This window comes from Paraburkholderia sp. GAS199 (assembly GCF_050436585.1).
GTDB lineage: Bacteria > Pseudomonadota > Gammaproteobacteria > Burkholderiales > Burkholderiaceae > Paraburkholderia.
In genome coordinates, this window is record NZ_JBNDMM010000005.1 from 417562 (window position 1) to 444103 (window position 26542).

Consider the following 26542-nt stretch of genomic DNA (forward strand, 5'->3'; position numbering starts at 1 on the left):
CAAGGAGTTGTGCCATGAATAGTTTTTCTACCAAGGCCGCCATCGTTACGGGCGGCGGCTCGGGCATCGGCAAGGAAGTCGCGCTTCGACTGGTGAAGCTCGGCGCTCACGTCGTGATTGGCGGTCGCGATGAAGCCAAACTGAAGCAGGCCGCCGCCGAGATCGATCCGAGCGGAAGCAGCGTTCGCACCTACGCCGGCGATATCGCTTTGCCTGCTACAGCGGCCGGTCTTGTCGATGTCGCGATACAAGCGTTCGGTGGGGTCGACATTCTGATCAATAACGCGGGCGTATTCCGGCCCAAGGATTTTCTGGAGATTAGCGAGTCCGAGTACGACTGGTTCCTCGACACGATCCTCAAGGGCAAGTTCTTCATGGCGCAGGCTGCCGCGCGCGCGATGAAACAGCGAGGCGGTGGCGCCATCGTGCAGACGGGGTCGCTGTGGGCGTTGCAGGCGATTGGCGCAACGCCGTCGTCCGCGTACTCGGCGGCCAACGCAGGCGTGCATGCGCTGACGCGCAACCTCGCCATCGAACTGGCCTCCGCCAATATTCGCATCAATACCGTAGCGCCAGGCGTGGTGGAGACGCCGGTGTACAACACGTTCATGACGGACGATCAGGTCAGGCAGACACTGCCGTCGTTCAACGCGTTTCATCCGCTCGGTCGCAACGGTCAACCCGCCGATATCGCGGAAGCGATTCTGTTCCTCGCGTCCCCGAGTGCTTCGTGGATCACGGGCACGGTGCTGCCTGTCGACGGCGGCGTGATGGCCGGCCGCCAGGCCTGAAGCGTCGACACGAAGCGGCATACGCCACGAATTCCCCTTTTTCTGCCGAGGTTTTCATGATGCAAGACTGGAATGCTTATCGCGACTCGTGCTGAGCCGCGTGGGCGACTACGCCAAACTGAGTCCGGATGTCATACGGGGCCTGCAGGTAATGGACGCAAGCGCGGGCAAAACCGGCCGGCTCGACGCGAAGACTCATGAATTGATCGCGCTCGCCGTAGCCGTGACGACGCGATGCGACGGGTGCATTGCCGTGCACACGAAAGCAGCGGTCGAGAACGGTGCTACGCGTGAGGAAATTGCGGAAGCGCTCGGCGTGGCCATCGCGCTCAACGCCGGTGCGGCACTGACCTACTCGGCTCGCGTACTCGATGCACACGCCGCGTTGCCGGGCAAATAAAAACGACTGCCGGCACGGCGAGCGTTCTGCCCGATGACCAGCGGTTGCGCGTTCCGATTGGTTGGCCTGCTTCCAATCGAGCCAACCGCTGGTCAGTTCATCTGCCAGCCAAGACGTTTTGCGTTATCCGCGAATTCGGCAATCGATTTGACGCCGAGACTTTTCATGCACTCGCCACGGTAAACCTTGACGGTAACTTCGCTCAGGCCGAGTTCGACTGCAATCTGATCCGTCACCATGCCGCCCGCGAGCCGGCGCATAACCTGCTGCTTGCGTGGCGTGAGTTTGAGCCAACGCGCTTCGAATGCCTGAAGCGGTTGCGCGTCGGCGCGACGCGAACGATCGAGATGCACCGCCTCGGCGATCGCATCGAGTACATCCTGGTGGCGAAAAGGCTTGGTCAGGAAATCGACCGCGCCGGCTTTCATCGCTTTGACGGTCATGGAGATGTCGCCATATCCCGAGATGAAGATAACCGGATGCGGAATGCCGCGCCGCGCCAGTTCCTGCTGCACCATGAGGCCGCTCAGGCCTCGCAGGCGAACATCCAGAAGAATGCATGCCGGTCCGTCTTTAACCGGACGGTCTTTCAACTCGTCGATAAGCGCTTCGCCATGAGAGAAGACGTTGGGCCTCAGACCCGCCGACCTCAACAGCTGATGCAGGGAATCCCGCACGTCTTCGTCGTCGTCCACGACAAACACAGTGGGCGCGCTCGCAGATGTCTGTCCACCAAGATCGATGCTCACCGTTGTGTCCTATGGAAGAAAGCGGAAGACTGCTTTGGGGGGAAGAGAACCTGAGAACTTTTCCCGCGAAAAGCGTCGCGGCCTGAGTTCACGAGCGGAAAAAATCGTGCGAATTTGAAATTGCAGTGCCTCCCATTTCTGTTCGAAAAAGCGATTCAAACACTACGCCGGGGAGAACTGTTAATAGTCTAAACACTCGACATCGCAATAGCTTTGCTTTAATCAGTGAAACCACCTACCCTTTTAGGCAATCTTTCTAAAGGTGGACAGTGATGAGCGCGAATCGCCCGATCGATATGGATGCCGTCGACCTTTCGATGCTTCGTCTGCTTCAGGAAGACGGCTCGCTTTCGAACGCGGCGCTAGGCGAAGAGTTGTCGCTTAGCGTGACGCCCTGTTGGCGGCGACGCAAACGGCTCGAAGATCAGGGCGTCATAAAGGGCTATCAGGCCAATATCGACCGGCGTGCAATTGGCCTCAAACTGCTGACGTTCGTGCACATCCGGTTCAACATTCACTCCGATAGCACGGCGGATAATTTCGAAGCCGTCATATCCGGACGTCCCGAAGTACTCTCGTGCCATAAGATCACGGGCGAGGCAGACTATATTCTGCAGGTGGTGGCCGAAGATCTGGACGCGTATGGCGAGTTCGTCGAACGCGTTTTGCGCCGGCAGCCTGGCATTGCGGCCATACAGTCCAGCGTAGCGTTACGCGAAGTGAAGTTCTCGTCGCGCTTCCCTATTCACAAGGTCGAGCACGAAACAACGGGCAAGCGTTCCTGTTCCGAACCGTCTGCCAAGGCTTTGAAGCCATAAGCATTCGTGCTTGAATGTAATCGTGCTTTCCCGCAAAAATCGGCACGCTGTACGGCTCTTGATCAGATCAATTTGGGGTCCGGTGGCACCGTATGGTTTGCGGGCAAATCCTGTAAGATGAGCTAAAACAAAATAGAACGACCAACTACTCACCGGGCAGCAGTAGGTTTTTGTCTGTGAGTTTTATTGCAAGGAATGCTGTGACTCCTGCCGCTCTCGTTTCCATCGTCGAAGACGACGAACAGGTTCGGAAGGCAACCGAGAATCTCATTCGCGCGATGGGATGGGAGGTGCTGTCTTTTGACTGCGCAGACGCATTTCTCGCGTCAGGAGAGGTGAGTCGAACGGCGTTGCTTATCTCAGACGTCACCATGCCGAGCATGTCCGGCATCGACATGCACACGCATCTGATCGCTCAAGGCTACGCGCCGCCCACTATTTTTATCACCGGCTTTCCGAATCCGCGCGACGAAGCATTCGTACTTGCCAATGGCGCACTCGCCTACCTGGAGAAACCCGTCGACTCGGCCATCATCATGGCGAAGATTCGCGAAGTAATGGGCAAGCCATGAATCAAGAAGAATTGCCGGCCAACGTGCCGGCAATTCAACGCGTAGCAAATTTACCTTGCCACCAGACGGACGCGGCGTGCCGCGAATAGCTCGCTCAAGTGGGCATATCCGTGAACTGCGGGACATCCGGATGCTTGACCCATTTGAGGCGACGCTTGGTGAATATTTCCAGTTTCGGCTCTATCCCTTCCGGATTGTCGAGACTGCCCAGTTGCACGAACACCATTCCCGGAAACGCGCCGAGATTGCTCGTAAACAGTCGTGATCCGCATTCCGGACAGAAATTGCGATCCAGAAACTTGCCCGAATCGGCCGTATAGCGGAATGATTTCGGCTTGCCGCTGGTCAGCGTGAAATCGGTTTCCGGCACGCCAAACCAGGTCGCCATCATTCCGCCGCTGGCTTTGCGGCAATCCAGGCAATAACAATCCGCAATAAAGTCGGGATCGGTGTCGAATTCAAACGTGATCGCACCGCAAGCACATCTCGCCGTATGTTTCTTCGCCATGGCTGGTTACTCCATCGAGTTGGGTCAATTCGTACATCGCACCGAAGCGGCAAATCACACGGGAATATCCGGACCCGCGTTGGGATAGCCCGGATACCAGTTGTTCCGCGCGCCGATCGTCCGCACGTCGTACTCGACGTCGCCTTCATAGCGCGGCGCGTATTTGGCGAAGGCAGCCTCGATCTCACGCCAGCGCGCACTGATCCGCACAAAATTGAAGGCGTGGGAAACGATATAGAACTCGCCGGCCACGATCTGATTCATGACGATCTCGGCGTACTTGTCGGTCGGCATGCCTTCCTGCGTTTCCTTGGCGAGTTCGGACAGCACGAGCCCCGGGCAGATGAGCGCAACCTCGACGTGTTTCGGTAGTTCCTCGCGCAACGCCACCGTCATGGCCAGCACGCCATGCTTGCTGATCTCGTAGCCCGCACCTTCCGGTATCGCGTTGAAAAACGAATTTTCGGAGCCGACGTTATAGATGGCCGCCGGCGTGCCTTGCGCGATAAACCGTTTGCCGAACACCGATACGCCATTCCACACGCCGAACAGATTCACGGCGAGGACGCTTTGCACGTCTTCGTACTTCGCGTCGATAACCTTCGAAGGAATCGGACCGACGCCGGCGTTATTGACGATGACATCGACATGCCCGAATTTTTCCCATGCATACGCCGCGAGCGCTTCCACCTGCTCCCGCTTTGTCACGTCGCACTCGAATATTTCGACACGGGAAGTCAGCGGCGACAGCTTCTCCTTTGCTTCTTCCAGCCGTTTCATCTGGATTGCCGCAATCAGGAGTTGAGCGCCTTTTTTCGCAAACTGCTTGGCCAGTGCGAAGCCGATGCCAGTGGCGCCGCCGGTTATCACCACGACTTTGCCGTTGAAGTCTTTCATGAAGCGTTCCTCTGCATTGAAGTGAACTGAATGCGGTGCGCAAGCACTGTCGGGAGTTTCGGCAATTCGACGCGACTACTGCGCGACGCTTCAACTGCAAACGGGCAAGGCACTACGTGCTTCACGCCGTAGCACTGAGCCAAACGCCCAGCAAGCGAGAATGCTTTCAGTTTGCCTGACGAGGAAAAACGCTTCTTTCTGGAATGCTATGTAATTTGCGCCTTCGCATTGTCCGGCGCGACTGGCATACCGGAATGGACCGGCAAATCCGATCTCCGTCCCGTGCGGCACGGAGATCGTTGAACGCGCGCGTGCACGACGCGCGCCATTCGATCCTCAACGGGGCGCGTCGCCCCATCGGTATTCGATAGTCACATCGTCGAGCTTCACCTTGATTTCCGGATCGAGAGGCTGATCGACGACCGCGAGTGTTTCCGTCAATTGTTCGGGACGGCTGGCGCCGATGATGGCCGACGTCACGGCCGGATTGGCCAGCACCCAGGCCAGCGAAGTACTGGCGAGCGAGCGGTCGGTGGCGCCGACAATCTTCCCGATCTCTTCGATGGTCTGAAACTCGCGCTCATGCCAGTAGCGCTTCGCGTACATCTCGCCCGCCTTGCCGACCTGGCTCGTGAAGCGCCCTTCACTCGGCGTCGCCTCGTATCGGTGTTTGCCGGTCAGCAAGCCGCCCGCCAACGGGTTGTACGGAATGACCGCGAGACCTTCTTCGGTCGCGAGCGGCAGCAACTCGCGTTCGATCTGACGAAACAGCAGGTTATAGCGCGGCTGAACCGAAACGAAACGTGCGCTTCGCAGAACATCGGACCGTCCCAGCGCGCGCGCCAGACGATAGGCAAGAAAGTTCGACACCCCGATATAACGCGCCTTACCCTGCTTGACGATGATATCGAGCGCTTCGAGCATCTCGTCGAGCGGCGTGTCGCGATCGTCGTTGTGCAGTTGATACAGGTCGACATAGTCGGTGCCGAGACGCTTGAGCGAGGCATCGATCGCATCGAGAAGGTGCTTTCTCGACGAACCTTTTTGCCAGGAGAGCGGCCCCATTTCGTGCGCGGCCTTGGTCGCGACGATGTACTGGTCACGCTGACCCGTGAGCCAACGACCCACGATTTCTTCCGTACGCCCCGCCAGGTCATAACCTGCGCCGAGCGGATAGACGTTGGCGGTATCGATGAAATTGATGCCGGCGTCTGCGGCCTTGTTCAGAATCGCAAGCGACACGCTTTCTTCGGACTGTAGGCCGAACGTCATGGTGCCGAGCGTGAGACGGGAAACGGTTAATCCTGTGTTGCCAAATTTTCGGTATTGCACGATTGCGCTCCCGGGAAGGAGAATGGACGTTGGAGGCGGCCGATAGAAGTTCAGGACCGACCGAAAGCATAGTCCAATTTCTTCCTGCAATGCGCGTGGGGCGATTGGCGTTGGATAGCGAAGGCGCGGCAGTGCGTTGCGAATGCAACTACTACCCGACGCCGCAGCGGCGTTTTCGCGCCGGTTCTTCTTATACCCGGATTATCCGGCGCGATGTCACTGCGTCTTGCAGCAACCCTGATCCGCCTCGTACCGCGCGCTCGAATCGCCAAGGTTCCGGTAACTGTATAGATCGGTTTCGATCTCTGGCGGCTGGGGCATGTCTTCTATGTCGTTCAGTAATTTTTTCGCCGCGCGTTGCGAGAGCGGCGAAACCGCAAGAAGCTCTCGAACCAACGCGTCAGTCACGCTCTCAAGTTCATTGTCGACAACGAATTCCGTTGCCATGCCCCAATCGTATGCTTGCACCCCGCGAATAAGCCGCGAGCGCATGACGATGTCTTTCGTGCGACCCGCGCCGATCAGTCTGCGCAGGCATGCCGCGCTGGCAAGATCGGCAATTTGACCGCCCTTTTTTGCCGGCAGGGCATAAAGCGTGGTCTCCGTCGCGATTCTGAAGTCGCACGCAAGCGACAATTCGAAAGCCGCACCGAAACAGTACCCGCGATTCGCAGCGATAACCGGCTTGCTGCAACGCCTCGGCGAACTCAGATTCCATCCGCTTCGCGAAACGTCGAGTGGAGACATATCGACCGCGTCTTCAGCGTCGCTTCCACGAGAAAAGTGCTCGTTCGCACCGCGCACGACGATGATGCGCACCGAGGGCGCCGCATCCAGTGCTTCGAAGACAGCCCGGATCTGCTCCTGCTGCCGCACGGAAATAAGATTGAAGGGTGGCCGGTCGAGGACGATATCGGCACGAGAATCCTGCGCGCTCAGCTCGACGCGAAAACCGTCGAGATTGGCCGGCAAGTCTGGAGCCCGATAAACGAACTGGGACATGAATTCCTCTGTGCGTGTCGTGCAATAAAGGTCCGCGCTCACCGGAAGGGAATCGCGGTACGGCCCCCTGAAGTTTTAAAGGCCCATCGGCGTTTCAACTTAATTGAAACGTTATCAAGTAAATTTCGATGAATCAATCAAGGGTTAACCCTCGGCACACCTCTCAGCCTTGCCGGGTCGGCCTCCCGGTCCTCCGACGTAAATTCGCGTATTAGTCAGCGGAATAAATTCTGGCGCAAACAGACCATTAAAAGCTGAAAAGAATGCTACGAACGTTCGGTTGACGGCGTCCTTCTATATGGGATTACGCTTTCTACGAACGAATTAACCGCATTCGCTTTTTCCGTTTCGCGCGGCAATTTGCAGGACCCGGCGCCGCGTCAAGGTGAGCAATCGAACACTCGTCCCGTCTCAACACAGGCGCTTTCTGCGATCATGATTATGTAAGCGCCGTCGCGCATTTTCTTTTCCCATGCACGTTTTTCCGTGCAGGTTCTTTGGGGTGATGGCGAAGCGAAAACTTCCGCCATGCCACTCGTTCCATCCGATATCGACGGAACGCTAACGCGATAAACGTGCACGCACGTGGAGATAGGCCATGCAATGTGTCGGCTCGGCGTCGTCCGATACGCGTCGGCGTTTGCCGTTCAAGCCAGCGCTCGCTGCGGTCTTTCTGACCGCGGTTTCGTGCACGGCCAGTGCGGCAACGGGCGAACTCGTTATCGTGAGCTGGGTGTCCGGCTCCGAGAGCGACATGATGCACGCCTTGGAGACCGCTTTTCAGAAGACTCATCCCGCCATCACGATCCGCGAAATCAGTCTGACCGTGCAGGGCGATCCTCGCGGCGCCATTCGCACGACGTTGCTGAGCGGCGAGAAGGCCGATCTGCTGATCAATACCTGGCCCGCGTTTCGCGCGGAACTGGCCGATGCGAATCTGCTTCGCCCATTGACCGCCGACTGGAATGCGAACCACTGGAGTGCAAATCTCGGCGACGAATGGAAACGCCTCGGTCAGTACAAGGGCGTGATCTATGGCGTCACCTACACCTTCGGCGATCGCAGCGGCATCTTCTATCGCACCGATGTTCTGAAGAAGGCAGGCATCGGCGCGCCGCCGAAAACATGGAACGACTTTCTCGCCACCTTCAAAAAGTTGCGGGCAATCGGCGTCACTCCGGTTTCGATTCCCGGCAAGACATGGGCTCACGCCGAATGGTTCGAGACGCTGCTGCTGCGCGTTGGCGGCATCGACGCAGCGTCGAAGCTGGCGGCGCACCAGATAAAGTGGACGGACCCCGTCGTCAAGACGGCCCTGCACCGCTACGCCGACATGCTCAAGGCAGGTTGCTGCGACAGCGCCGACCGCATGCTCGCCACGGAGTGGGAAAGCTCGGCCGACGAAGTACTCAAAGCCGGTACGCACGGCTACGAACTGATCGGCACGTGGGTCAACAATCGCGCAAAAGTCGATTACGGCCTGAAGGAAGGCGAAGACTATTCGCTGTTTCAATTCCCGTCGATGGGACTCGGCCACGACGACACGACGAGCGTCGATACGAAAGAATTCGTCGCGCTGCGCTCCGGTTCCAATCCTGCCGCCGCAGACGAATTCCTGACATGGGTCGGCAGTGCGCAAGCGGCCGCCATCGAAGCCCGCAGCGGTCTGGCCTCGCCGTCCAATCAGGCTGTGGGGTTACAGACAAGCCCGGTGACGACTGCCTCGCTCGCCGCGGTGAAATCGTCGAAAAGCCAGTTTGTTCTCGGCGACCTGTTGCCCGGCGACCTGGTCGACGAGTACCGCGTTCAGCTTCAGTATTTTCTTCAGGACCCGAGCGACGCGAATATCGACAAGGTTCTCAATGCTATCGAAAAGAAAGCCGGAGATTCATACCGGTGACTCTGGCCATCTGCGTCGAATCGTATGGGACAACGCTCGGCAACTCCAATGGAAACGGCCTTGATGAACGAGCACGATAACGGCTCTGCGCGATTTGGCGGCGTGGCGCAACGCCCATCGTCCATCGGTGACTCGCCGGCGCTCGCCATAGAAGGAATCGGATATGCGGCCGCACGCAGCGCGAAATTCCGCTGGCACGAAACGCAAGCGGCGTATCTGCTTATCGCGCCCGTTCTGATTCTGTTCGGCCTCGCCGTCGTGTACCCGCTCGTCGAGACGATCCGGCTGAGCTTTTTCGACATTAGAGGATTGGGCGCCGCGCACTACGTCGGCCTCGGCAACTACGTCACGCTCTTTCATGACGACGACTTCCGCCACGCCGTTTCGGTCACGCTCATCTGGACCGTTTCGACAACGGCGCTTTCCGTAGGCATCGGCTGGATACTCGCGCTGCTCTGCTCGCTTGCGCCAAGAGCCACCGCCATTCCGCGTCTGGCTATTTTCGCGGCCTACGGTATCTCCGAAGCTGTCACGGGCTTTATCTGGCTCGGCATATTCAGGCCGGATTCAGGCGGTCTGCTCAATGCCACGCTGCAAACCATCGGCCTGGGCCGGTTCACTCACGCCTGGCTCGGCGACCCGTCCACCGCGCTCGCCGCATTGATCGCGGCCTATACTTGGGGCCAGGTGGGCCTGCCTTTGATGCTGTGCTTCGCGGCCACGCAGACCATCCCGAAGCCGATACTCGAAGCCGCCCATCTCGACGGCGCCAGCGGCTTTTCCATTCTGCGCTATATCGTCATGCCGCTTTCGCTGACGGGCGTGCGGGTCGCCACGTTCGTCAATCTGCTCGTCAGCCTGCGAGCCTTCGACACCATCTTCGTCATGACGAACGGCGGCCCGGTTCGCTCGACCGAAACACTGGGCTTCTTCATGTACCGCGAGTCGATGACGCAATTCAAACTAGGCTATGGCGCCACCGCCACATTCGTTCTTCTGATCGTGGTTCTGGCCGTATCGATACCTGTCGTTATCCGACGCACGGCGGAGGACCGATGAAAGACGCGTCCTCACGCTGGGCAACGGCAATCGTCAGCGTCGTCGCGCTGATCTGGGCCGTACCGATCATCGGCATCGTGGTGACATCGCTGCGTCCCATGAACGAAGCGGTGTTGGGCTGGTGGACCACCAGCCAGTTCACATTGACACTGGACGCGTGGCGTTCGGTTCTGACGCGCTACCCGCTTGTGGAAGCATTCTGGGTCTCGCTGAAACTCGCCGGCATCTCGACGATCATGACGGCGCTGCTCACGCCCGCAGCGGCCTACGCATTCCAGTTTCTGCGCTTCCCATTGCGGCGGACGATCCTCGTCGTCATCTTCACCACGTTCGCCTTGCCGCAGCAGGTCGTCATCATTCCGCTATTCCGGTTATGGCGCGAAATGGGACTGATCGACCACATCGCTTCGATACTCATCCCTTACGTCGGCCTCTCTTTCGCGTGGTCGATCGTGGTGGTGAAGAACTTCTTGCGGGGCTTCCCGCGCGATCTCATCGAAGCCGCGCGTATCGACGGTTGCGGCCCGATCGCGATGTTCTTTTATATCGTCCTGCCGAACACGCTGGCCTCGATCAGCGCCATCGCGATCCTGCAGTTCTTGTGGTCGTGGAATTCGCTGTTGCTTCCATTGCTGTATCTGCGCACGCAAATCCCGTTGCCGGTGGCATTTGCGCGCATTGCCGGCACTTACGACCCCAACTGGAATCTGCGAGCGGCAGCCGCGATCATTACGGCCATCGCGCCGCTCACCATCTTCATCATTTTCCAGCGTCAGTTCGCGCGCGGCGCACTCAGTCGTAGCGGCAGCGAGGGATAACGCCATGACCCGATCTCCAGGGCGCGACGTCAGCCCCCTTCGCTACCGCCAGATTCATCTGGACTTTCACACGTCCGAACACATTCCCGGCATCGGAGAGCATTTCGACCCGGTGGATTTCGTCGACACGCTCAGGAAAGCGCATGTCGATTCCATCACCGTGTTTGCGAAGTGCCATCACGGCTGGTCCTACTATCCGACCACCATTGGCCACGTTCATCCGAATCTGCTGCGCCCCGATCTTCTGGGCGACATGATCCGCGCGCTGCAGGACGCCGGCATCGAAAGCCCCGTCTACCTCACCGTCCAGTGGGACGAGCGCACCGCGCGAGAACATCCCGAGTGGCGCGTTCTCAGCGCCACCAACGCGTTCGTTCACGAGAGCGCCGACGACCTGTCGAGCGCGCGGCAACTCAGTCCGGCCTGGCATGCGCTGTGTCTCAGCCATGCGCCGTTGCGCAAGCTGATTCTCGATCAGGCTCGTGAAATCGCGTCCCGTTACGCTATTCCGGGCCTGTTTTTCGACATCGTCATGGCACAGGACTGCGTCTGCACGGCCTGTATCGAGCGGATGCAGGCGCATGGACTCGACCCGAAAAACGCAGACGATCGCCATACCAACGACGAAGCCGTACTCGCACGATTTCGCGACGAAACCAGCGCCGCCTTATTTGCCGAGTTCCCGCACCTGCGCGTGTTCTACAACGCCGGCCATCTTCCCAAGGGCGGCCCGGAGCGATACAAAGACTACACACACCTGGAACTGGAAAGCCTGCCCACGGGTGGATGGGGCTACAACCATCTGCCGACGAATGCACGTTACGCCGCGTCGCTCGGTTTCGAGTACCTGTCCCACACTGGAAAATTTCATTCGGGCTGGGGCGAATTCGGCGGCTTCAAACATGCCGACGCGCTCGACTACGAATGCGCGCAAATGGCCGCACTCGGTTCGCGATGCCTGATTGGCGACGCATTGCACCCGAGTGCGGCGCTCGCTCACAGCACCTATGAACGCATCGCCCCGGCCTACGCCCGCATCGAAAAACTGGAACCGTTCCTGCGTGGCGCGCGGCAAGTCTCCGACATCGCGATCTTTTCCGCCGAGCACATGAATCCGGGCCGCGGACGTAATCATCCGAGCGACGACGGTGCCGTTCAGATGCTGCTGGAATCGCACCGCCCCTTCGACGTCATCGATCAAAGCGCGCGCTTCGAAGATTACCGTTTGCTGATCCTGCCCGACGAGATACCGGTCGATCGCGCACTTGGCCGCAGGCTCGATTCGTATATCGCGAACGGCGGCAAGCTCATTGCATCCTGGCATTCCGGCCGCGATATCGGCAACGCCTTCGCAATCGACTTCGGCATCAGGCTGGAAGCGGAAGCCACGGCATTCTGGCCGACCTACGTCACGATGCGCGAAGAACCGGACTCGCGCATTCCAGCGAGCCCGATCGTCTTCTACGACACCGCGCTGTGCGTTCGGGCTCAAGGCGCGGAAGTACTCGGCGAGATCCGGCCGCCCTATTTCAATCGCAGCTATCAGCACTTCAGTTCGCATCTGCACGCGCCCGACGACATTCACGCGAATCCGCTCGGCGTGGCCGTGTGTACTTATCAGGGCACGGGATACGTGGCCTATCCCATCTTCCGGTTGTATCGCGCGGTCGGGCAGCCGATCTATCGGGATATAGTGAGCGCACTGATCGACAGATTGATGCCGGATGCCGCCATCAGGTCCGATCTCCCGTCATCCGGCCGGCTTTCGCTAACTTACCAGGCTGACCGGAACCGGTACATCTTGCACCTCCTCTACGGCGCGCCGCAATTGCGGGGGCAGGCCATGCCGATGGACGGCGGCGCGACGAGGCCGATGGAAATCATCGAAGATATTCCGGCAATCGGACCCGTATCGGTAAAAGTGCGGCTTCCCGAAAAGCCCGTGCGCACATACGATGCCCTTTCAGGAATATCGCTGGACTGGACGTTGGCTGACGACGGTGCAATGCTGGTCACAGTGCCGAGAGTGCATATTCACACGGCACTGGTATTTGAACTTGAATAATTTACAAGCATTGACCGAGTGGTTTATGAACGACGATATTTCGAACGATAACGACAAACCGCGCGCCGCGACGATTGTCGACGTCGCAAAACGGGCAAACGTCGCCGTCGGCACCGTATCGCGCTACCTGAACGGCTTCTCGATCCGCCGCACGAATCGGGAACAGATCGAGGAAGCGATTCAGGCGCTGCACTTCAAACGCAACGCGGCCGCCGTTGCGATGAAGACCGACATTACGCATGTCGTGGGTCTGCTCGCACCGTCGCTCGATGAATTCCACGGGGTCATGATCGAGCATCTGTCGCGAGCACTGCGCCGCGACGGGCGGGCGCTACTGATCTACTGTCACGGCGGCGATACGCGTCTCATGGAAGACGGGCTCGACTATTTCTCGACGCAGCGTATCGATGCGCTGGTGATGTCCGGCGTCGAACATCTTTTCGATCGGGTCGACCAGGTCATCAACGACGGCGTGCCGCTGGTGCTTTACGACAACGATATCGGCGGCCTCAAGGCCGATCGCGTGTTCGTCAACAATCGCGAGGCCGCCACTACGGCTGTGCGGCATCTGCTCGATATCGGACATCGGCGCATCGGCATCGTGACCGGCGAAATGAGCGACAGCGCCGCCAAAGGCCGATACCTCGGCTATTGCGACGCATTGACCGAACGGGGACTCGCCGTCGACCCTCAGTACGAGGCCTCGGGACACTGGACCATGCTCGGCGGCAACGAAGCAACGCGACGTCTGCTGTCGCTGCCGGAACCGCCCACCGCTATTTTCTCGGTGAACTACATCATGGCGCTCGGCGCGCTGCGTTTTCTGAAGGACTCGAAGATTCGCGTGCCCGACGATCTCTCGCTTATTTCCTTCGACGACCCCGCGCTTTTCGGCCTGTACGACATGGGCATCACCGCTGTTGCGCAACCGATTGTCGGCGTGGCACAGACCATTGCCGACGTGGTCGAGCGGCGACTTCGCGGCGCGAAGGAATCGCCTTTCAGCACCACGAATCTGCGCTGCGACGTCATTCTTCGCGGGTCGACTCGCCCGGCTTGATGCACCGAACGGTACGCAATCAATGGCACATGTCCTCATGCCGCTCCCTTCGCTCGACTTCGACCCGACCGAGGTAGCGATCAGCTGGTCCATCCTCACCGCGGCGAGCCACGAGGTCAGCTTTGCCACGCCCGATGGTCGACCGGCCGAGGCCGACACCATCATGGTCTCCGGACGTGGACTCGATCCATGGAGTCCACTGCCGGGTTTGGGCAAGATCACGCTCATCGGCCATTTTCTTGGCGCAAACAGCGAAGCGCGCCAGGCCTACGCCAGCATGACGGCGACCGCGCGCTATCAACAGCCCGAACGGTGGAGCGAGCTTCGCGCAGATCGATACGATGCCCTGCTGCTCGGCGGCGGTCATCGCGCTCGCGGCATGCGGCAATATCTGGAAAGCGAAACGCTTCAGCAACTCGTCGCCGGCTTTTTCGAAGCCGGCAAGCCGGTTGCCGCCATCTGCCACGGCGTTCTTCTGGCTGCGCGCAGCAAGGCGCCGGACGGAAACTCGGTTCTGTACGGCCGCAAAACCACCGCGCTCACCTGGAAGCTGGAAAAGGCGGCGAGCGGCATTGCACGCTTCAGCCGGTTCTGGGATCGTGACTACTACAGAACCTATACGGAGAAGGCGGGCGAGCCCGAGGGTTACATGTCCGTCGAACACGAGGTTGGGCGGCACCTGGCCAGTCCGCGCGATTTCCTGGACGTGCCGCGCAACAACCCGCACTTCCGCAAGAAGACCTCGGGGCTCTCGCGCGACACGCTCAACGACGACTCGCCGGCGTGGGTCGTGGTCGATGGCAACTACGTCTCCGGCCGATGGCCAGGCGACGCCCACACCTTCGCCAGGACATTCGCCGAACTGCTCGCCGGCAACTCAAGCGTGTCATCGGACTGAGCCCTCCGGCAAATCGCAACGACTCACACGGCCGCGAAACGGTCGAGGTTCATCACCTTGTTCCAGGCCGCCACGAAATCGTGGACGAACTTCTCCTGGCCGTCGGCGCATCCGTACACTTCGGCCACGGCCCGTAATTCCGCGTTCGAACCGAAAACCAGATCGACGCGCGCGGCGGTCCACTTAAGTTCGCCGCTGAGCCGATCGTGGCCTTCGTACACGTCCTGTGCATCCGATACGGCCTGCCACTTCGTGCCCGTATCGAGCAGGTTGACGAAGAAGTCATTGGTGAGCGTTTCCGGCCGCGTGGTGAACACGCCGTGCTGGCCGTGTCCAAAGTTCGTCCCCAGAACACGCATGCCGCCGACCAGCACCGTCATCTCCGGAATGGTCAGCGTGAGCAATTGGGCTTTATCGACGAGCATGGATTCAGCCGGCAAACCGCAACCCTCTTTCACGTAATTGCGAAAGCCATCGGCAGCCGGCTCAAGTGCGCCGAAAGATTCGATGTCCGTTTGCTCCTGCAACGCATCCATGCGTCCCGGCGAAAAAGGCACGACTACCTCGTAGCCTGCGTTTTTTGCCGCCTGCTCGACACCCGTGCAACCCGCCAGCACGATCAGATCGGCAAGCGAAATCTTCTTGCCGCCCGACTGCGCACCGTTGAACGCCGACTGAATTCCTTCGAGCGTTTCCAGCACGGCCGCCAATCGCGCAGGCTGATTGATCTCCCAATGCTTTTGCGGCTCGAGACGAATACGCGCACCATTGGCGCCGCCCCGCTTGTCGGATCCGCGAAACGTGGAGGCCGACGCCCATGCTGTGGAAACCAGCTGAGAAACCGGCAGGCGCGACGCGAGAATTCTGTCTTTGAGCGCGAGAACATCACGCGCGTCTACCAGTTCGTGATCGAGCGTGGGAATGGGGTCTTGCCAGATGAACGCTTCAGCGGGAACATCCGGGCCGAGATAACGCACGCGCGGCCCCATGTCACGATGCGTGAGCTTGAACCAGGCGCGCGCGAATGCATCCGCGAATTGATCGGGATTGGCGTGATAGTGCCGGGAGATCTTTTCGTACGCCGGGTCGAAACGCAAGGCGAGGTCGGTCGTCATCAACGACGGTCCACGCCGCTTCGTCGGGTCACGCGGATCGGGCACGGTCCCGGCACCGGCGTCGTCCTTCGGCTTCCACTGATGCGCGCCCGCCGGACTTTTCGTCAGTTCCCATTCGTAACCGAACAGGCTCTCGAAGAAATTGTTGTTCCACTGCGTCGGCGTCGTGGTCCACGTGACTTCGAGTCCGCTGGTAATGGTGTCGTCGCCATTGCCGGTGCCGAAGGTATTCTTCCAGCCGAGTCCCTGCTCTTCGAGACCGGCGGCTTCCGGTTCGAGTCCGACGTGAGACGCGGGCGCTGCACCGTGGGTCTTGCCGATCGTATGTCCCCCAGCAATGAGCGCCACCGTTTCTTCGTCGTTCATCGCCATGCGAGAAAACGTTTCGCGAATGTCGGTCACTGCCGCGACCGGATCGGGGTTGCCATCCGGTCCCTCCGGGTTCACATAGATCAAGCCCATCTGAACAGCGGCGAGCGGCCTGTCGAGCTGACGTTCCCCGGTGTAGCGCGTGTCGCCCAGCCACGTCGTCTCGTTGCCCCAATATACGGACTCGTCCGACTCCCAGGCGTCGACACGTCCCCCGCCGAAACCGATGATCTTGAATCCCATCGACTCCAGAGCGACCGTGCCCGTGAGCACGATCAGATCGGCCCATGAGAGCTTACGCCCGTACTTCTGCTTGATCGGCCAGATCAACCTGCGCGCCTTGTCCAGATTCACGTTATCCGGCCAACTGTTGATGGGCGCGAAGCGCTGCTGCCCCGAACCCGCACCGCCGCGCCCATCGCCCGTTCGATACGTCCCCGCGCTATGCCAGGCCATACGCACGAAGAACGGGCCGTAATGACCGAAGTCCGCCGGCCACCAGTCTTGCGATGTCGTCATCAGCCGACGGAGGTCCTGCTTGACTTCGTCCAGATCGAGGCTTTTGAATTCATCGGCGTAATTGAATTCGCCGCCCAACGGATTCGACGAAACAGCGTTCTGACGCAGGATTTTCAGGTTAAGGCGATGCGGCCACCAGTCCTGAATGGTCGTTCCCGTGCCGGCGGCATGCGCGAACGGACACGTCGCTTCATTGGACATACGCTCTCTCCAGATGTGTGGGAACTTGGACGGCTCTATAAGCGTCGCTCGGCATTCAGCCTGCGACGCCTTCGTCCAATGTCCGGTAGTCGGTATATCCCGCCGCCGCGCCGCCGTAGAACGTCGCCTGATTGGGTTCGGTCAGCGACGCATTGCGACGGAAGCGTTCCACCAGATCGGGATTGCTGATGAACGGCCGACCGAAAGCAATCATGTCGGCATATCCCGATGCAATCGCTTCCATTCCCATCTGGCGGTTATAGCTATTGTTGGCAATGTATTTGCCGCCGAAAATACCGTGCAGCTTCTTGTAGTCGAATGCGCTTGCGGCGTTGTCGCCACGCGTCTGCCCTTCGATGCAGTGCAGGTACGCAAGTCCCAATTTACCCAGACGTTCCACGTAGAAGCCGTATGTGGTTTGTGGGTCGCTGTCCAGCGGTGTGTCGCCGACCGCGCGCGTCAGCGGCGAGAGCCGTACACCCACTCGCTGCGGGTCCCATATCTCGGACACCGCTGTGATTACTTCCACCGGGAAACGCGTGCGGTTCTCCACCGAGCCGCCGTATTGATCCGTGCGCTTGTTGGTGCTGTCGCGAATGAACTGTTCGAGCAGATAGCAGTTGGCGGAATGGACTTCCACGCCGTCGAATCCCGCTTGCATGGCGCAGCGCGCGGCGTTTCTGTAGTCGTCGACAATGCCGGGAATTTCGTCGGTTTCGAGCGCGCGCGGCATCGAGGGCGGTGCCTGCTTGCCTGTTTCCAGAAAGATGAGTTCGCCCGCCTGAATAGCGGACGGTGCCACCGGCGCCGCACCGTTTTCCTGCAAATCCACATGCGACATGCGCCCGACATGCCAGAGCTGGCAAACAATCTTGCCACCCGCCTTGTGTACAGCCTCTGTGACGGGTTTCCACGCCGCCACCTGAGCCTCGGTGTAGATGCCGGGCGTAAAGGCGTAGCCGCGTCCCTGACGCGAAATATTGGTGGCTTCGGTAATGATCAAACCGGCGGAAGCGCGCTGCCGGTAGTATTCGATGGCAAGCGGCGTGTGCACGCCGTCCATGTCCGCACGCGAACGCGTTAGCGGCGCCATGGCAATACGGTTGGCCACCTGGATCTTACCGATCGTAGTGGGAGAAAACAGAGTGGCTTCGCTCGTAATCGACATAATCGGAGATCCTCGATTCAGGTTGAAACAGCGGTCGTGCTTGCGTCTTTCTGTCTGCTATTCCGGTTCTTTTTCGTGGCGCTGACTTCTGCCGCACTCACGAAATGGCACGGTCAAAAAATGCGATCGGCTCATCCTACAGCGCGCGATCAGCAAATTCTTTCACTATTGCACGACGACGTTCGGGTGCCGACAGGCTTCGATATTCGCGTGGACGCCTAGGAAAGCAGCAGGCGATTGCTCATGGCGGCACGAGTCGAATACAGACTCGCGCGTATTCTGAACAACGCCGCGCGCTCGTCCGGCGGCCGGCTCGCGAACGACACGCCGAGTATCTCGAGGCATCGGTCTGTCGCCACGGTGGCCGTCTGGATCGCCGCGTCGTTTTTATCGCGCGCGTAATTCTCTACGGCCAGCAACCAGTCGCGTTCTGCGTCCAGCCAGGCTTTGGGCAATTCGTTGCCCGGTGACTCCGCCAGCGTGCGCATATCGACCAGCGTGCTCGCTATCCAGAACTGCACAAACGCGGAAGACGTAACTTTCTCCCGATACGCAGCCGATACGTTGGTGATTGCCAGCACGCGCAAAATCAGATCGCGAATCGCCGAGTTTATTTGCAGCGAGTCTCGCGGATCGAGATCGCTTCTCATGGCTTCCAGAAGCAGTTCGTGGATACGTTCGAGATCGCGCGCCGCCATGATCTCGTCTTCTCTCGGGACGACGAGAAAGAACGCCACGGCGGATATGCCGATGCCGAGCAGCAATGCGAAGCCGTGGTCCAGCAAATAAAGTGGATCGTAGACAGGCGGATTGGTGAGACTGAGCGTATAGCAAAAGTAGACGCTGAAAATCACGCCGAAGACCAGATACTTCGGGAAAGTCGTGACATAGCTTCCCCAGAAGATGACGATACCGAGCGCGATCGCGAACACCGTCACGTCTCCCAGCAGCGGCATGACAAAAAAATTGAATGCGAACGCTGCGATCACCGAAAAGCAGCACCCCACGAATGCTTGCCCACTCGCCCTCACCGGCGTGGGACTCAGCGAAAAAAATCCGCTCGTGATGCCCGCGCCCACCACGATGCTGTAGCCGTTCGTCCACCCGGATGCGAGCCAGATGAGGCTCGCTACCGCCAGGGCTGCCGTGGCGCGCAGTCCGGCCAACAGCGTGCCCGCTCCGCTAGCGCGAATCGGCGCACTCCGCATGAACGCGATGGCTTCGACTATCGGGAGCGAAATTCGCACGCCGGGTGGGTCGGGCGTGAATCTGCAATTGCTGCAGAACTCACGCAGAGAGGAGATGGCGGAAAATACTTCGGCTTCCACCATTTCGAGCGTCCGCATGGTGGCGGGATCGAAACCTTCGCCAGCACTGAGCTTTTCTGCGAAAAAGGCCTGCAAGGCATTTTCCAGTTCGAGCAGATTGCCGATCAGCCAGTCGAGTCCTTTCTCTGTTTGCAGGAAGTCGGGATCGGCCTGTGACGCAAGCGTCACGAGTTTGTCGAACATTCGATCGACCGGGACTCTGGCAGCGGCATCCAGAGTCATCGTTGCTTGCCGGGAGTTGTAGACAGCATAGATGCGCGCGATCACGTCGAGATACATCTGGTCGAGTTGCATGAGCGAGTCGTTGCGCAAGCGCATTTCCGGGTCTTCGAACACCGCGGCAGCACGCAGTCCTTCCACGGCGACGCTCTCGCGCAACAGATTGATGTAGGACGCGATAGGCGCTGGCCGGATACCTTCGTGCGCCGCCTCGCGAAGCGCCGGCAGCAGCGCCACGAGCGCCGTGCCACGCCACTTGACCAGCGCCGATACGACCTTTTGCGGGAATATCAGCGTACTCACCAGACTGCCCGTCGCGACACCGATAATCACTTCACTCAATATCTGGATATCGTTGATGGGGACGTCGTAGGGATTCGACCATTCGGGCACGGTAGTAATACAGGCCGCGTAACCCGACAGCACGAAGCCATACGACTGGTTGTTTTTATAGTAAGCAGAGCCTGCCACGAACAGTCCCACCCATACCGATAGTCCCGCGAGAAACAGTACCGGTTGCTGGGGAAACAATATGATCAGCATCAGTCCCGCGAGAATGCCCGCGCAAATACCCAGTGCGCGATAAAAGGCGCGCGCGATCGCCATGCCGCTTTGCTGACTCACCATCACGATGACGGCCGAGACCATCGATGTTCCCGGATTGCGCAGTTCGAGGCGCATGCAGATCAGCATGCTCAGAACCACTGCGAGAGTGGCCTTGAACGCGTGCACGAAACGCGGCGAATCGTCCTTGTAGTAGACGATCAGCTCCGCACGCAAGTCCTTGAAAAAAGCGTTCATGTTGGCTCGCCATTGCTTGCGCTTCAGGGTCGGAAGCTGCGCCGCTTGATCTTACAGGCGACCTTATCCAGACTCTTTCGACAACGCATCGAAAATTGCGCCTTAGCACGCATCGACAACGGGTACGGCGAAGCGCCGAAGACCGACATTCGTGCGCATTGGAAAAAGCACGTTCCCTTTGGTGTCGATAAGCCGCGATAACAATGGCACCATGACGCAAGCAGGCGAGCCCGCGCATTCCGACGGCAAATGCCAGTCCGTGCATTCGCGCAAGACCGCATAATCGACAAGGCGCCTCATGGATAAGCTACGTAACATGCGTGTCTTTGCAAAGGTGGTCGAAGTGAGCAGCTTCACCGCCGTCGGCAAATTGATGAACACCACGCCGGGCAATATTTCGCGCGCCATTGCCGAACTCGAACAGGAATTGTCGACCCGTCTGATTCAGCGCACGACGCGTCGCGTCGCGGTCACCGAATCGGGCAAACGCTACTATTTGCGGTGCAAGAAAATACTGGAAGAAGTCGATTACGCAGACGCCGAAGCGCGTGAGGCGTTGATAGAAGCGCGAGGGGTATTGAGAGTGCACGCGATACCTGGGCTTGGCCAGAAGCACGTAACACGAGCCATCATCGCGTACCGGAAAGAACATCCGTCGGTCAGCGTCGAGTTAGCGTTGTCGCAAGATATGCCCGACCTGGTCAGCAATCAGATCGACGTATCGATCTTTTCGGCGGTGGCACTTTCGGACTCGGCATATGTCACGCAGATCATCGGTTCCAGCCGCTCCATTCTCGTGGCGTCGCCGGATTACCTCGCCGCTCATGGCACGCCCCTCACGCTCGAAGCGCTTTCGCTGCATACGTGTGTGCGAATCAGCACGCCCGCATACCCTTCCGACGACTGGATTCTGTGCAACGAATCGGATGAATATGTCTTCACGCCGTCCGGCTCGTATTTCTCTGTCAACGATCATCAGGCCATGCTGGTGGCGCTGCGCACCGGCGCGGGAATTGGTCTGCTTTCGGTGTATTCCGTCATGGACGATCTGCGTCGCGGCACCCTCGTACGCGTAATGCCGAAGCTTTATACGCATACGCGTTACGTATACGCCATTTACCCGTCACGCCAATATCTCGATGCCAAGATCAAGACCTTTGTCGAGTTCATGAAAAAGAGCGTCGGGCAAAGTCTCGCCGACGAAGAAGCGGCTATCGACACGCTCTGAACTTCGACGCGCAACGTCTCTGTCTCGCGCGGCGAGCAATTAGCATGCCGCGTGATGAGTACGACCGCCACTTCCCCGCCATCGTGCGAGAAACCGGGCCTTGTTATAACATCGACTCGTCTACCTCATTTGGAGTTTGCCAGCATGAAACCTCATATCGTCGCGCTCATGATGTCGTCGCTGGATGGTCGAAGCCTGACCGACGGATGGCAACTCAAATTCGTTTTCAAACTGTACGAAGACACCGCCGCGAAATTCGAAGCAGACGGATGGATCTGCGGCCGCGTGACCATGCAGGAAGTCTCGCACGGCGAAGATTATCCGCGCGGGCTTGCAAAAGCTCCCGTGCCTCGCACCCATCATTTCGTGGAGCGCAACGCGAGCCAGTACGCCATTTCCATCGACCCACAAGGACGCGTGGCCTGGAAGAGCAATACCGCGCTCAACTCGCATGTCGTCGAAGTGGTGACCGAAGCCGTGTCCGACGACTATCTGGCTTATCTGCAGTCCATCGGCGTGTCGTACGTGTTCGGCGGTAAAACAGAAATCGACTTGAAACAGGTCGTGCAGACGCTGGCGGACGAACTCGGCGTCAAGAAACTGATTGTCGAAGGCGGCTCGCGCGTTAGCGGTGCATTCGTGAACGAGGGTCTGGTCGACGAGGTGAGCGTGCTGATCATTCCACTCGTGGACGGCCGCAGCGAGCATCCGTCTTCGTTCGAAATTCCGATGGATAAGTGGCGCGCGCCCACCTATCTCAGCCTGACGTCGATCGAAAAGCTGGAGCACGACGCAATCTGGCTGCGGTATACGAAGACCGACAAAGTAGCGTAACCAGCGTGGCGTAACGCGGCTGACAGCGCACCGATAACGGGACGCTGAAGGCCAATCCCCACCTTTACCCGGACAGAAGATCATGAGCATTCTCCTGATTGGCGCAAGCGGCAGGACGGGCTGGGACGTGGCCGAGAAATTGCACGGCGCGGGCATGGCGTTTCGACCGGTGATACGCAATCCGGCAAAAAGCGCCGCCTTCGAGCGGCTGGGTGCCGAGCCGCTCATTGCCGATCTCTCCGGTGACTTTTCGCATCTCTTCAGCGGCATGCATACCGTGATCTATGCGGCCGGGTCCGCCGAATCCGACGGCGCGGAGCAGGAACGTTCGATCGATCGGGACGCCGTCATCAAGTCGGCAGAATATGGCAAACAGAACGGCGTCGCCCTGCTCGTCGTTATCAGCGCCCTGGTGGCGTACGAACCGGAAAGCGCGCCCGCTGCCTTACTTCACTATGCGCAAATGAAGCGCGAATCGGACGACTACGTCATTGCCAGCGGGATGAACCATGTCATTCTCCGTCCGGGACCACTGACCACCGATCCGGGCAAGGGCACCATCCAGATTGCCTCGGATTCGAATTCGGAGTCGTCACGCATTGCGGTCGCGCGGCAGGATGTTGCCGAGGTAGTGATCGGCGTGCTTCAGGCCAGATTGATCGACAAGGTTATCGGCTTCACAGGCGGAGAGATTCCGATTCGCGAAGCCTTGGCGCACGTGTGATCCAGCTGCCGACTATTAGCGCTTGAGACGGAAGTCGTCGGCCGTCAGTCTGATAAATTCGCCGCGATGCAAACGGGACTTTCTTTCGGCCACGGCGAGAATTCGACGCCGACCGTCTGCGAACACTTTGAGCATGCGCAACTGGTCTGCGGTATTGGGTAGCCAGAAGTGCTCTTCGAGCGCTTCCCGCATGATCGCGCAAACCACCTCTCTTCGTTCCGCCGCTAGGCGAAAAACAATTTCACGTTGATCCTGCGCCACTTCCGGTGCCAGTTCGATTGCGTCCATATCAAGCCTCGTCCTTCGAGCCGTTTATCTTTTTCATGTAATTTCCTGCCGCACCTGTGCCGCGGGTTGAATCTGCGTCGAGCGCGGCCGCCCCATCAGTACCGGTTGAAACACCACGGCGCCGATGAGAGTCGACAGTAGCGATAGTGCCAGCAAAGCGCCCAGGCTGGATGTGCCGGGATGATGCGAGAACCAAAGACTGCCAAATGCCGCGCCCGTCGTTCCTGCGCTAAAGATGACCGCATACGTCAGGCTGGACTCCAGCAGGCGCGTCTGGCCGCCCCGCCATGCTATGACGTAGTAGATCTTGAACGCCACGCCTACGCCGAGCATGAGCGGCAGCGCAATAATGTTTGCAAAGTTCAGCTGCAATCCTAGTACTACCGACAGTTCCAGCGTCAGCAAGGCGGAAACCAGCAAGGGCACGATCGTGCGAAGTATGTCGTCGACACGACGCAGCGCGATCCAGAGAATCACGACTATCGACACCAGCGCGTAGACGCTCGCTTCGAGAAACGCCTTGATCACGAGATTGGCGGAATAAAGGATCGAAATCGGACCGCCAATCGCATCGGGCTGTGCCGCCGTCACTGACCTGGCGAAATTGCGCAGCAACGTGTCGTCGCCCGGATCGACACCGGCCGGCACTTTAGGCGATATTTCCACGATCGCCTTCCCGTCCGCACTGATCCAGTCCCTCGCCATGTCGGCGGGCAGATTGGCTCTCGTAATTTCCACGGGACTCAGCAAGGTCGCCAATTGCTTCAAGGCAATTTTCAAAGGCTCGCTCATTGCGTAGTCCGCGCGATCGCGCATTGCAACCGGACCGTCGGCGAGACGAGCGAGCGTTCGCGAGAGCCGCTTCGCTTCTTCCGCACCTGGGCCAGGGTTATCGCCAGCGGCGATATCCAGTTGATTGGCTGCGCGCCGCAACGCATCCACACGGACCGCATCGGTCGCGGCCGGCGCAGGACTCTGGTCGAGTGCGGGCGTCAGGACTTGTGCCGCGTTCGCAATCGCCGCTAGTTTTTGCGGCTGATCTGACGGAAGAAAAGTAGTCAGCGTGATCGTTCTGCCGACCTGCGGAAGCCGCGCCAAACGCGCGGCAATGGCGTCTGCCTCGCTGAGAGAGTTCGCCATGACGCGCACGTTGTTGACACCCGTCTCCGGCGAATCGCGCAAGGCCAGCAGAGTCGCCATCGACTCCGTGTGCGGATCTTTCAGGTGCAGCGGGTTAAAGTCGAAACGCAAATGCAATAACAAGGGCAACGCGCCGACAATGACAATAGCCGCGACCGCCAACATGGGTTTGCGATTGCGGTCGAGAAACTCGTCGACAGCCGCAAGTTTGCTGAATCCCGGCGCGCTCCTTTCTTTCCCCGGACGCAACACGCAGATCAGCGCCGGCAAAAGCGTCACGCTAGTGAGATACGCCACGACCATACCCACGCCCGCAATCTTCCCCAGTTCGGATACGCCACGGTAAGCGGTCGGGATAAACGAAAAGAAACTCAACGCGACGGCAAAAGCCGCAAGACGAAGGCGTGCGCCGATGGAGCGCGCCGTGTTCACCACCGCCGTGACGAGATCATCGTTATCGAAGCGCTCTTCGCGGTATTTCACCGTCACCTGCACACCGAAATCGACGCCAAGGCCCACGAACAGAACCATGAATGCGACCGAGATCATGTTGAATGCGCTGACCATGAAGAGTCCGATCGCCGCCGTCAACAGCAGACCCACGATCAACGTGACGAAGACGCTAAAAACGAGTTTCGCCGATCGGAACGCCAACCAGAGAATGCCAAGCACCACCAGAAACGTGATCACGCCATTGACGGCAGCACCGTCCTGTACTGATGCGAATTCCTCGTCGGCGAGTGGCTGCTCGCCCGTCAGACGAACCTGGGCACCATATCGGGATTCGAGGTTCAGCGAAGCCGCAGTCTTTCGGATCGAATCCGTCGCCGCGCCGCCCGCTTTGAGCGAGGCGTAATTCAGCACCGGTTGCACGAGAATGAAAGTGCGTGCGAGCACTTTCGTGTCGTGATCGGTCAGGGCGCGCCACGAAAATACGGCCGGCTGATTCGACTGCACGCGTTCGAGAACGCTTGCCGAGCGCTCGAGCAACGGCGCCATGTCACTGAGCTTGACCTGCCCGAGTTGCAACGGCAATAGCAGCGTCGTGGTGAGAAGATTGGCGAGGCCGGTGAGGCTCGGATCGTGAGCGAGCGAGTTGATCAGCGGCCGCGCTTTCGTTAGCTGGGTGGTTGTCGACCTCACGTCGTCGAGCGGCAGAAACAGCAGGCCATTTTTTGCGAAGAACGGCCCCGAGCCGGGCTGCGTCACGGCGGTAAAGCGATCGGATTCTTTCTTTAACGCAGCCGTGAGCGTGTTGGCAGCGGCGTCCGCGAATTCGGGTGCTTGTGCTTCGACCACCACGAGTATCGAGCCCCCACGTTGAGGGAAAGCGCGATCCATTGCGTTCGAGATGGCGCTCCATCGTTTATCGACCGTTAGCAGTCTTCTCGTGTCGGTGTCGATCCTGAAGTGATGCACGACGTAGTAGCCGCCCATCAACGCAAGGACGAGCGACAAGGCGATCACGCTCATACGGTGACGCATTGACCAGACGACGATGCGGACAGCCGACGACATGATTTGGCCTGAATCCGGATGTGACGGAAACCTGAGTGTAGCGGAGATATTGCAAGCGTGATGTCACGCCCGGATCGCCCATTCTGTAAGTGGATAAGACGTCTTCGCACGTCACGCAAAACGCTTGCGGGTTCGCCCGGTTTTGTGGGTCCGCATGGGTATCGACGCAATATTTCCAGATGCAATACCTTTCATATCGTCGGTTTCGCGGATTGCCTTTC

Annotated in this window: 22 protein-coding genes and 1 pseudogene; 13 read left to right on the forward strand and 10 right to left on the reverse strand. The window is 59.2% G+C overall.

All coding sequences use genetic code 11. From position 1 onward, the window contains the following. The first annotated feature begins 14 nt into the window (after window positions 1-14). Together P3T18_RS21430 and P3T18_RS21435 are read left to right on the forward strand one after the other, a co-directional pair. Entirely contained in the window at window positions 15-791 is a 777-nt protein-coding gene (locus tag P3T18_RS21430) for an SDR family NAD(P)-dependent oxidoreductase (protein ID WP_429301969.1), read from the forward strand. A 56-nt stretch (window positions 792-847) separates the two neighbouring features. Next, a pseudogene (locus tag P3T18_RS21435) lies at window positions 848-1191 on the forward strand (carboxymuconolactone decarboxylase family protein). Between the two features lie 92 nt (window positions 1192-1283). Here the strand turns inward: P3T18_RS21435 and P3T18_RS21440 are convergent. Continuing rightward, a complete protein-coding gene (locus P3T18_RS21440; RefSeq protein WP_429301970.1) occupies window positions 1284-1940 on the reverse strand; it encodes a response regulator transcription factor in 657 nt (218 codons plus the stop codon). A 272-nt stretch (window positions 1941-2212) separates the two neighbouring features. Between P3T18_RS21440 and P3T18_RS21445 the strand changes: the two genes are divergently transcribed. After that, window positions 2213-2758 carry an Lrp/AsnC family transcriptional regulator gene (locus tag P3T18_RS21445; protein WP_429301971.1) on the forward strand — a complete coding sequence of 182 codons (546 nt, stop codon included), beginning with the start codon at window positions 2213-2215 and terminating at the stop codon, window positions 2756-2758. 176 nt (window positions 2759-2934) lie between these two features. After that, window positions 2935-3330: a response regulator transcription factor gene (locus P3T18_RS21450; RefSeq protein ID WP_429301972.1), complete on the forward strand. Its 396-nt coding sequence runs from the start codon at window positions 2935-2937 to the stop codon at window positions 3328-3330. Window positions 3331-3424: 94 nt separating this feature from the next. On the opposite strand, the gene P3T18_RS21455 is transcribed toward P3T18_RS21450, so the two are convergent. The 4 genes from P3T18_RS21455 to P3T18_RS21470 form a co-directional block, all read right to left on the reverse strand. Then, the gene (locus P3T18_RS21455; RefSeq protein WP_429301973.1) at window positions 3425-3838 is read right to left on the reverse strand and encodes a GFA family protein; all 414 of its coding nucleotides are present in this window, start codon (window positions 3836-3838) and stop codon (window positions 3425-3427) included. Between the two features lie 54 nt (window positions 3839-3892). Then, on the reverse strand, window positions 3893-4735 hold the full coding sequence (locus P3T18_RS21460) for an SDR family NAD(P)-dependent oxidoreductase (RefSeq protein WP_429301974.1): 843 nt from the start codon (window positions 4733-4735) through the stop codon (window positions 3893-3895). Between the two features lie 336 nt (window positions 4736-5071). Beyond that, the gene (locus P3T18_RS21465; RefSeq protein ID WP_429301975.1) at window positions 5072-6067 is read right to left on the reverse strand and encodes an aldo/keto reductase; all 996 of its coding nucleotides are present in this window, start codon (window positions 6065-6067) and stop codon (window positions 5072-5074) included. A 216-nt stretch (window positions 6068-6283) separates the two neighbouring features. Next, on the reverse strand, window positions 6284-7069 hold the full coding sequence (locus P3T18_RS21470; protein WP_429301976.1) for an enoyl-CoA hydratase/isomerase family protein: 786 nt from the start codon (window positions 7067-7069) through the stop codon (window positions 6284-6286). Window positions 7070-7667: 598 nt separating this feature from the next. On the opposite strand from P3T18_RS21470, the gene P3T18_RS21475 reads away from it, so the two are divergent. The 6 genes from P3T18_RS21475 to P3T18_RS21500 all read left to right on the forward strand — a co-directional run bounded on the left by P3T18_RS21475 (window position 7668) and on the right by P3T18_RS21500 (window position 14869). Next, on the forward strand, window positions 7668-8969 hold the full coding sequence (locus P3T18_RS21475; protein WP_429301977.1) for an ABC transporter substrate-binding protein: 1302 nt from the start codon (window positions 7668-7670) through the stop codon (window positions 8967-8969). Window positions 8970-9032: 63 nt separating this feature from the next. After that, window positions 9033-10028 carry a carbohydrate ABC transporter permease gene (locus P3T18_RS21480; protein WP_429301978.1) on the forward strand — a complete coding sequence of 332 codons (996 nt, stop codon included), beginning with the start codon at window positions 9033-9035 and terminating at the stop codon, window positions 10026-10028. Continuing rightward, window positions 10025-10846 carry a carbohydrate ABC transporter permease gene (locus tag P3T18_RS21485; RefSeq protein WP_429301979.1) on the forward strand — a complete coding sequence of 274 codons (822 nt, stop codon included), beginning with the start codon at window positions 10025-10027 and terminating at the stop codon, window positions 10844-10846. The genes P3T18_RS21480 and P3T18_RS21485 overlap by 4 nt, the downstream gene beginning before the upstream one ends. A 4-nt stretch (window positions 10847-10850) precedes the next feature. Beyond that, window positions 10851-12911, forward strand: a complete 2061-nt coding sequence (locus tag P3T18_RS21490) for an alpha-amylase family protein (RefSeq protein WP_429301980.1) — start codon at window positions 10851-10853, stop codon at window positions 12909-12911. A 25-nt stretch (window positions 12912-12936) separates the two neighbouring features. Continuing rightward, window positions 12937-13971, forward strand: coding sequence for a LacI family DNA-binding transcriptional regulator (locus P3T18_RS21495; RefSeq protein WP_429301981.1), 1035 nt, complete (start codon window positions 12937-12939; stop codon window positions 13969-13971). A 37-nt stretch (window positions 13972-14008) separates the two neighbouring features. Beyond that, window positions 14009-14869, forward strand: coding sequence for a type 1 glutamine amidotransferase domain-containing protein (locus tag P3T18_RS21500; RefSeq protein ID WP_429301982.1), 861 nt, complete (start codon window positions 14009-14011; stop codon window positions 14867-14869). A gap of 23 nt (window positions 14870-14892) precedes the next feature. Here P3T18_RS21500 and katG read toward each other — a convergent pair whose 3' ends face one another. The 3 genes from katG to P3T18_RS21515 all read right to left on the reverse strand — a co-directional run bounded on the left by katG (window position 14893) and on the right by P3T18_RS21515 (window position 20589). Further along, entirely contained in the window at window positions 14893-17073 is a 2181-nt protein-coding gene (gene katG, locus P3T18_RS21505; protein WP_429301983.1) for a catalase/peroxidase HPI, read from the reverse strand. A gap of 55 nt (window positions 17074-17128) precedes the next feature. Beyond that, complete coding sequence (locus P3T18_RS21510) at window positions 17129-18241, reverse strand: alkene reductase (protein ID WP_429301984.1); 1113 nt, start codon at window positions 18239-18241, stop codon at window positions 17129-17131. 218 nt (window positions 18242-18459) lie between these two features. Further along, window positions 18460-20589 carry an FUSC family protein gene (locus P3T18_RS21515; protein WP_429301985.1) on the reverse strand — a complete coding sequence of 710 codons (2130 nt, stop codon included), beginning with the start codon at window positions 20587-20589 and terminating at the stop codon, window positions 18460-18462. 298 nt (window positions 20590-20887) lie between these two features. Between P3T18_RS21515 and P3T18_RS21520 the strand changes: the two genes are divergently transcribed. From P3T18_RS21520 to P3T18_RS21530, 3 genes are all read left to right on the forward strand, one after another. Continuing rightward, window positions 20888-21817: a LysR family transcriptional regulator gene (locus P3T18_RS21520; RefSeq protein ID WP_429301986.1), complete on the forward strand. Its 930-nt coding sequence runs from the start codon at window positions 20888-20890 to the stop codon at window positions 21815-21817. Between the two features lie 144 nt (window positions 21818-21961). Then, entirely contained in the window at window positions 21962-22651 is a 690-nt protein-coding gene (locus P3T18_RS21525) for a RibD family protein (protein ID WP_429301987.1), read from the forward strand. Window positions 22652-22733: 82 nt separating this feature from the next. Then, window positions 22734-23375, forward strand: a complete 642-nt coding sequence (locus P3T18_RS21530) for an SDR family oxidoreductase (protein ID WP_429301988.1) — start codon at window positions 22734-22736, stop codon at window positions 23373-23375. 15 nt (window positions 23376-23390) lie between these two features. On the opposite strand, the gene P3T18_RS21535 is transcribed toward P3T18_RS21530, so the two are convergent. Further along, window positions 23391-23663: a DUF1488 family protein gene (locus P3T18_RS21535; protein ID WP_429301989.1), complete on the reverse strand. Its 273-nt coding sequence runs from the start codon at window positions 23661-23663 to the stop codon at window positions 23391-23393. A 33-nt stretch (window positions 23664-23696) separates the two neighbouring features. Further along, window positions 23697-26321, reverse strand: coding sequence for an MMPL family transporter (locus tag P3T18_RS21540; protein WP_429301990.1), 2625 nt, complete (start codon window positions 26319-26321; stop codon window positions 23697-23699). Window positions 26322-26542 lie beyond the last annotated feature (221 nt).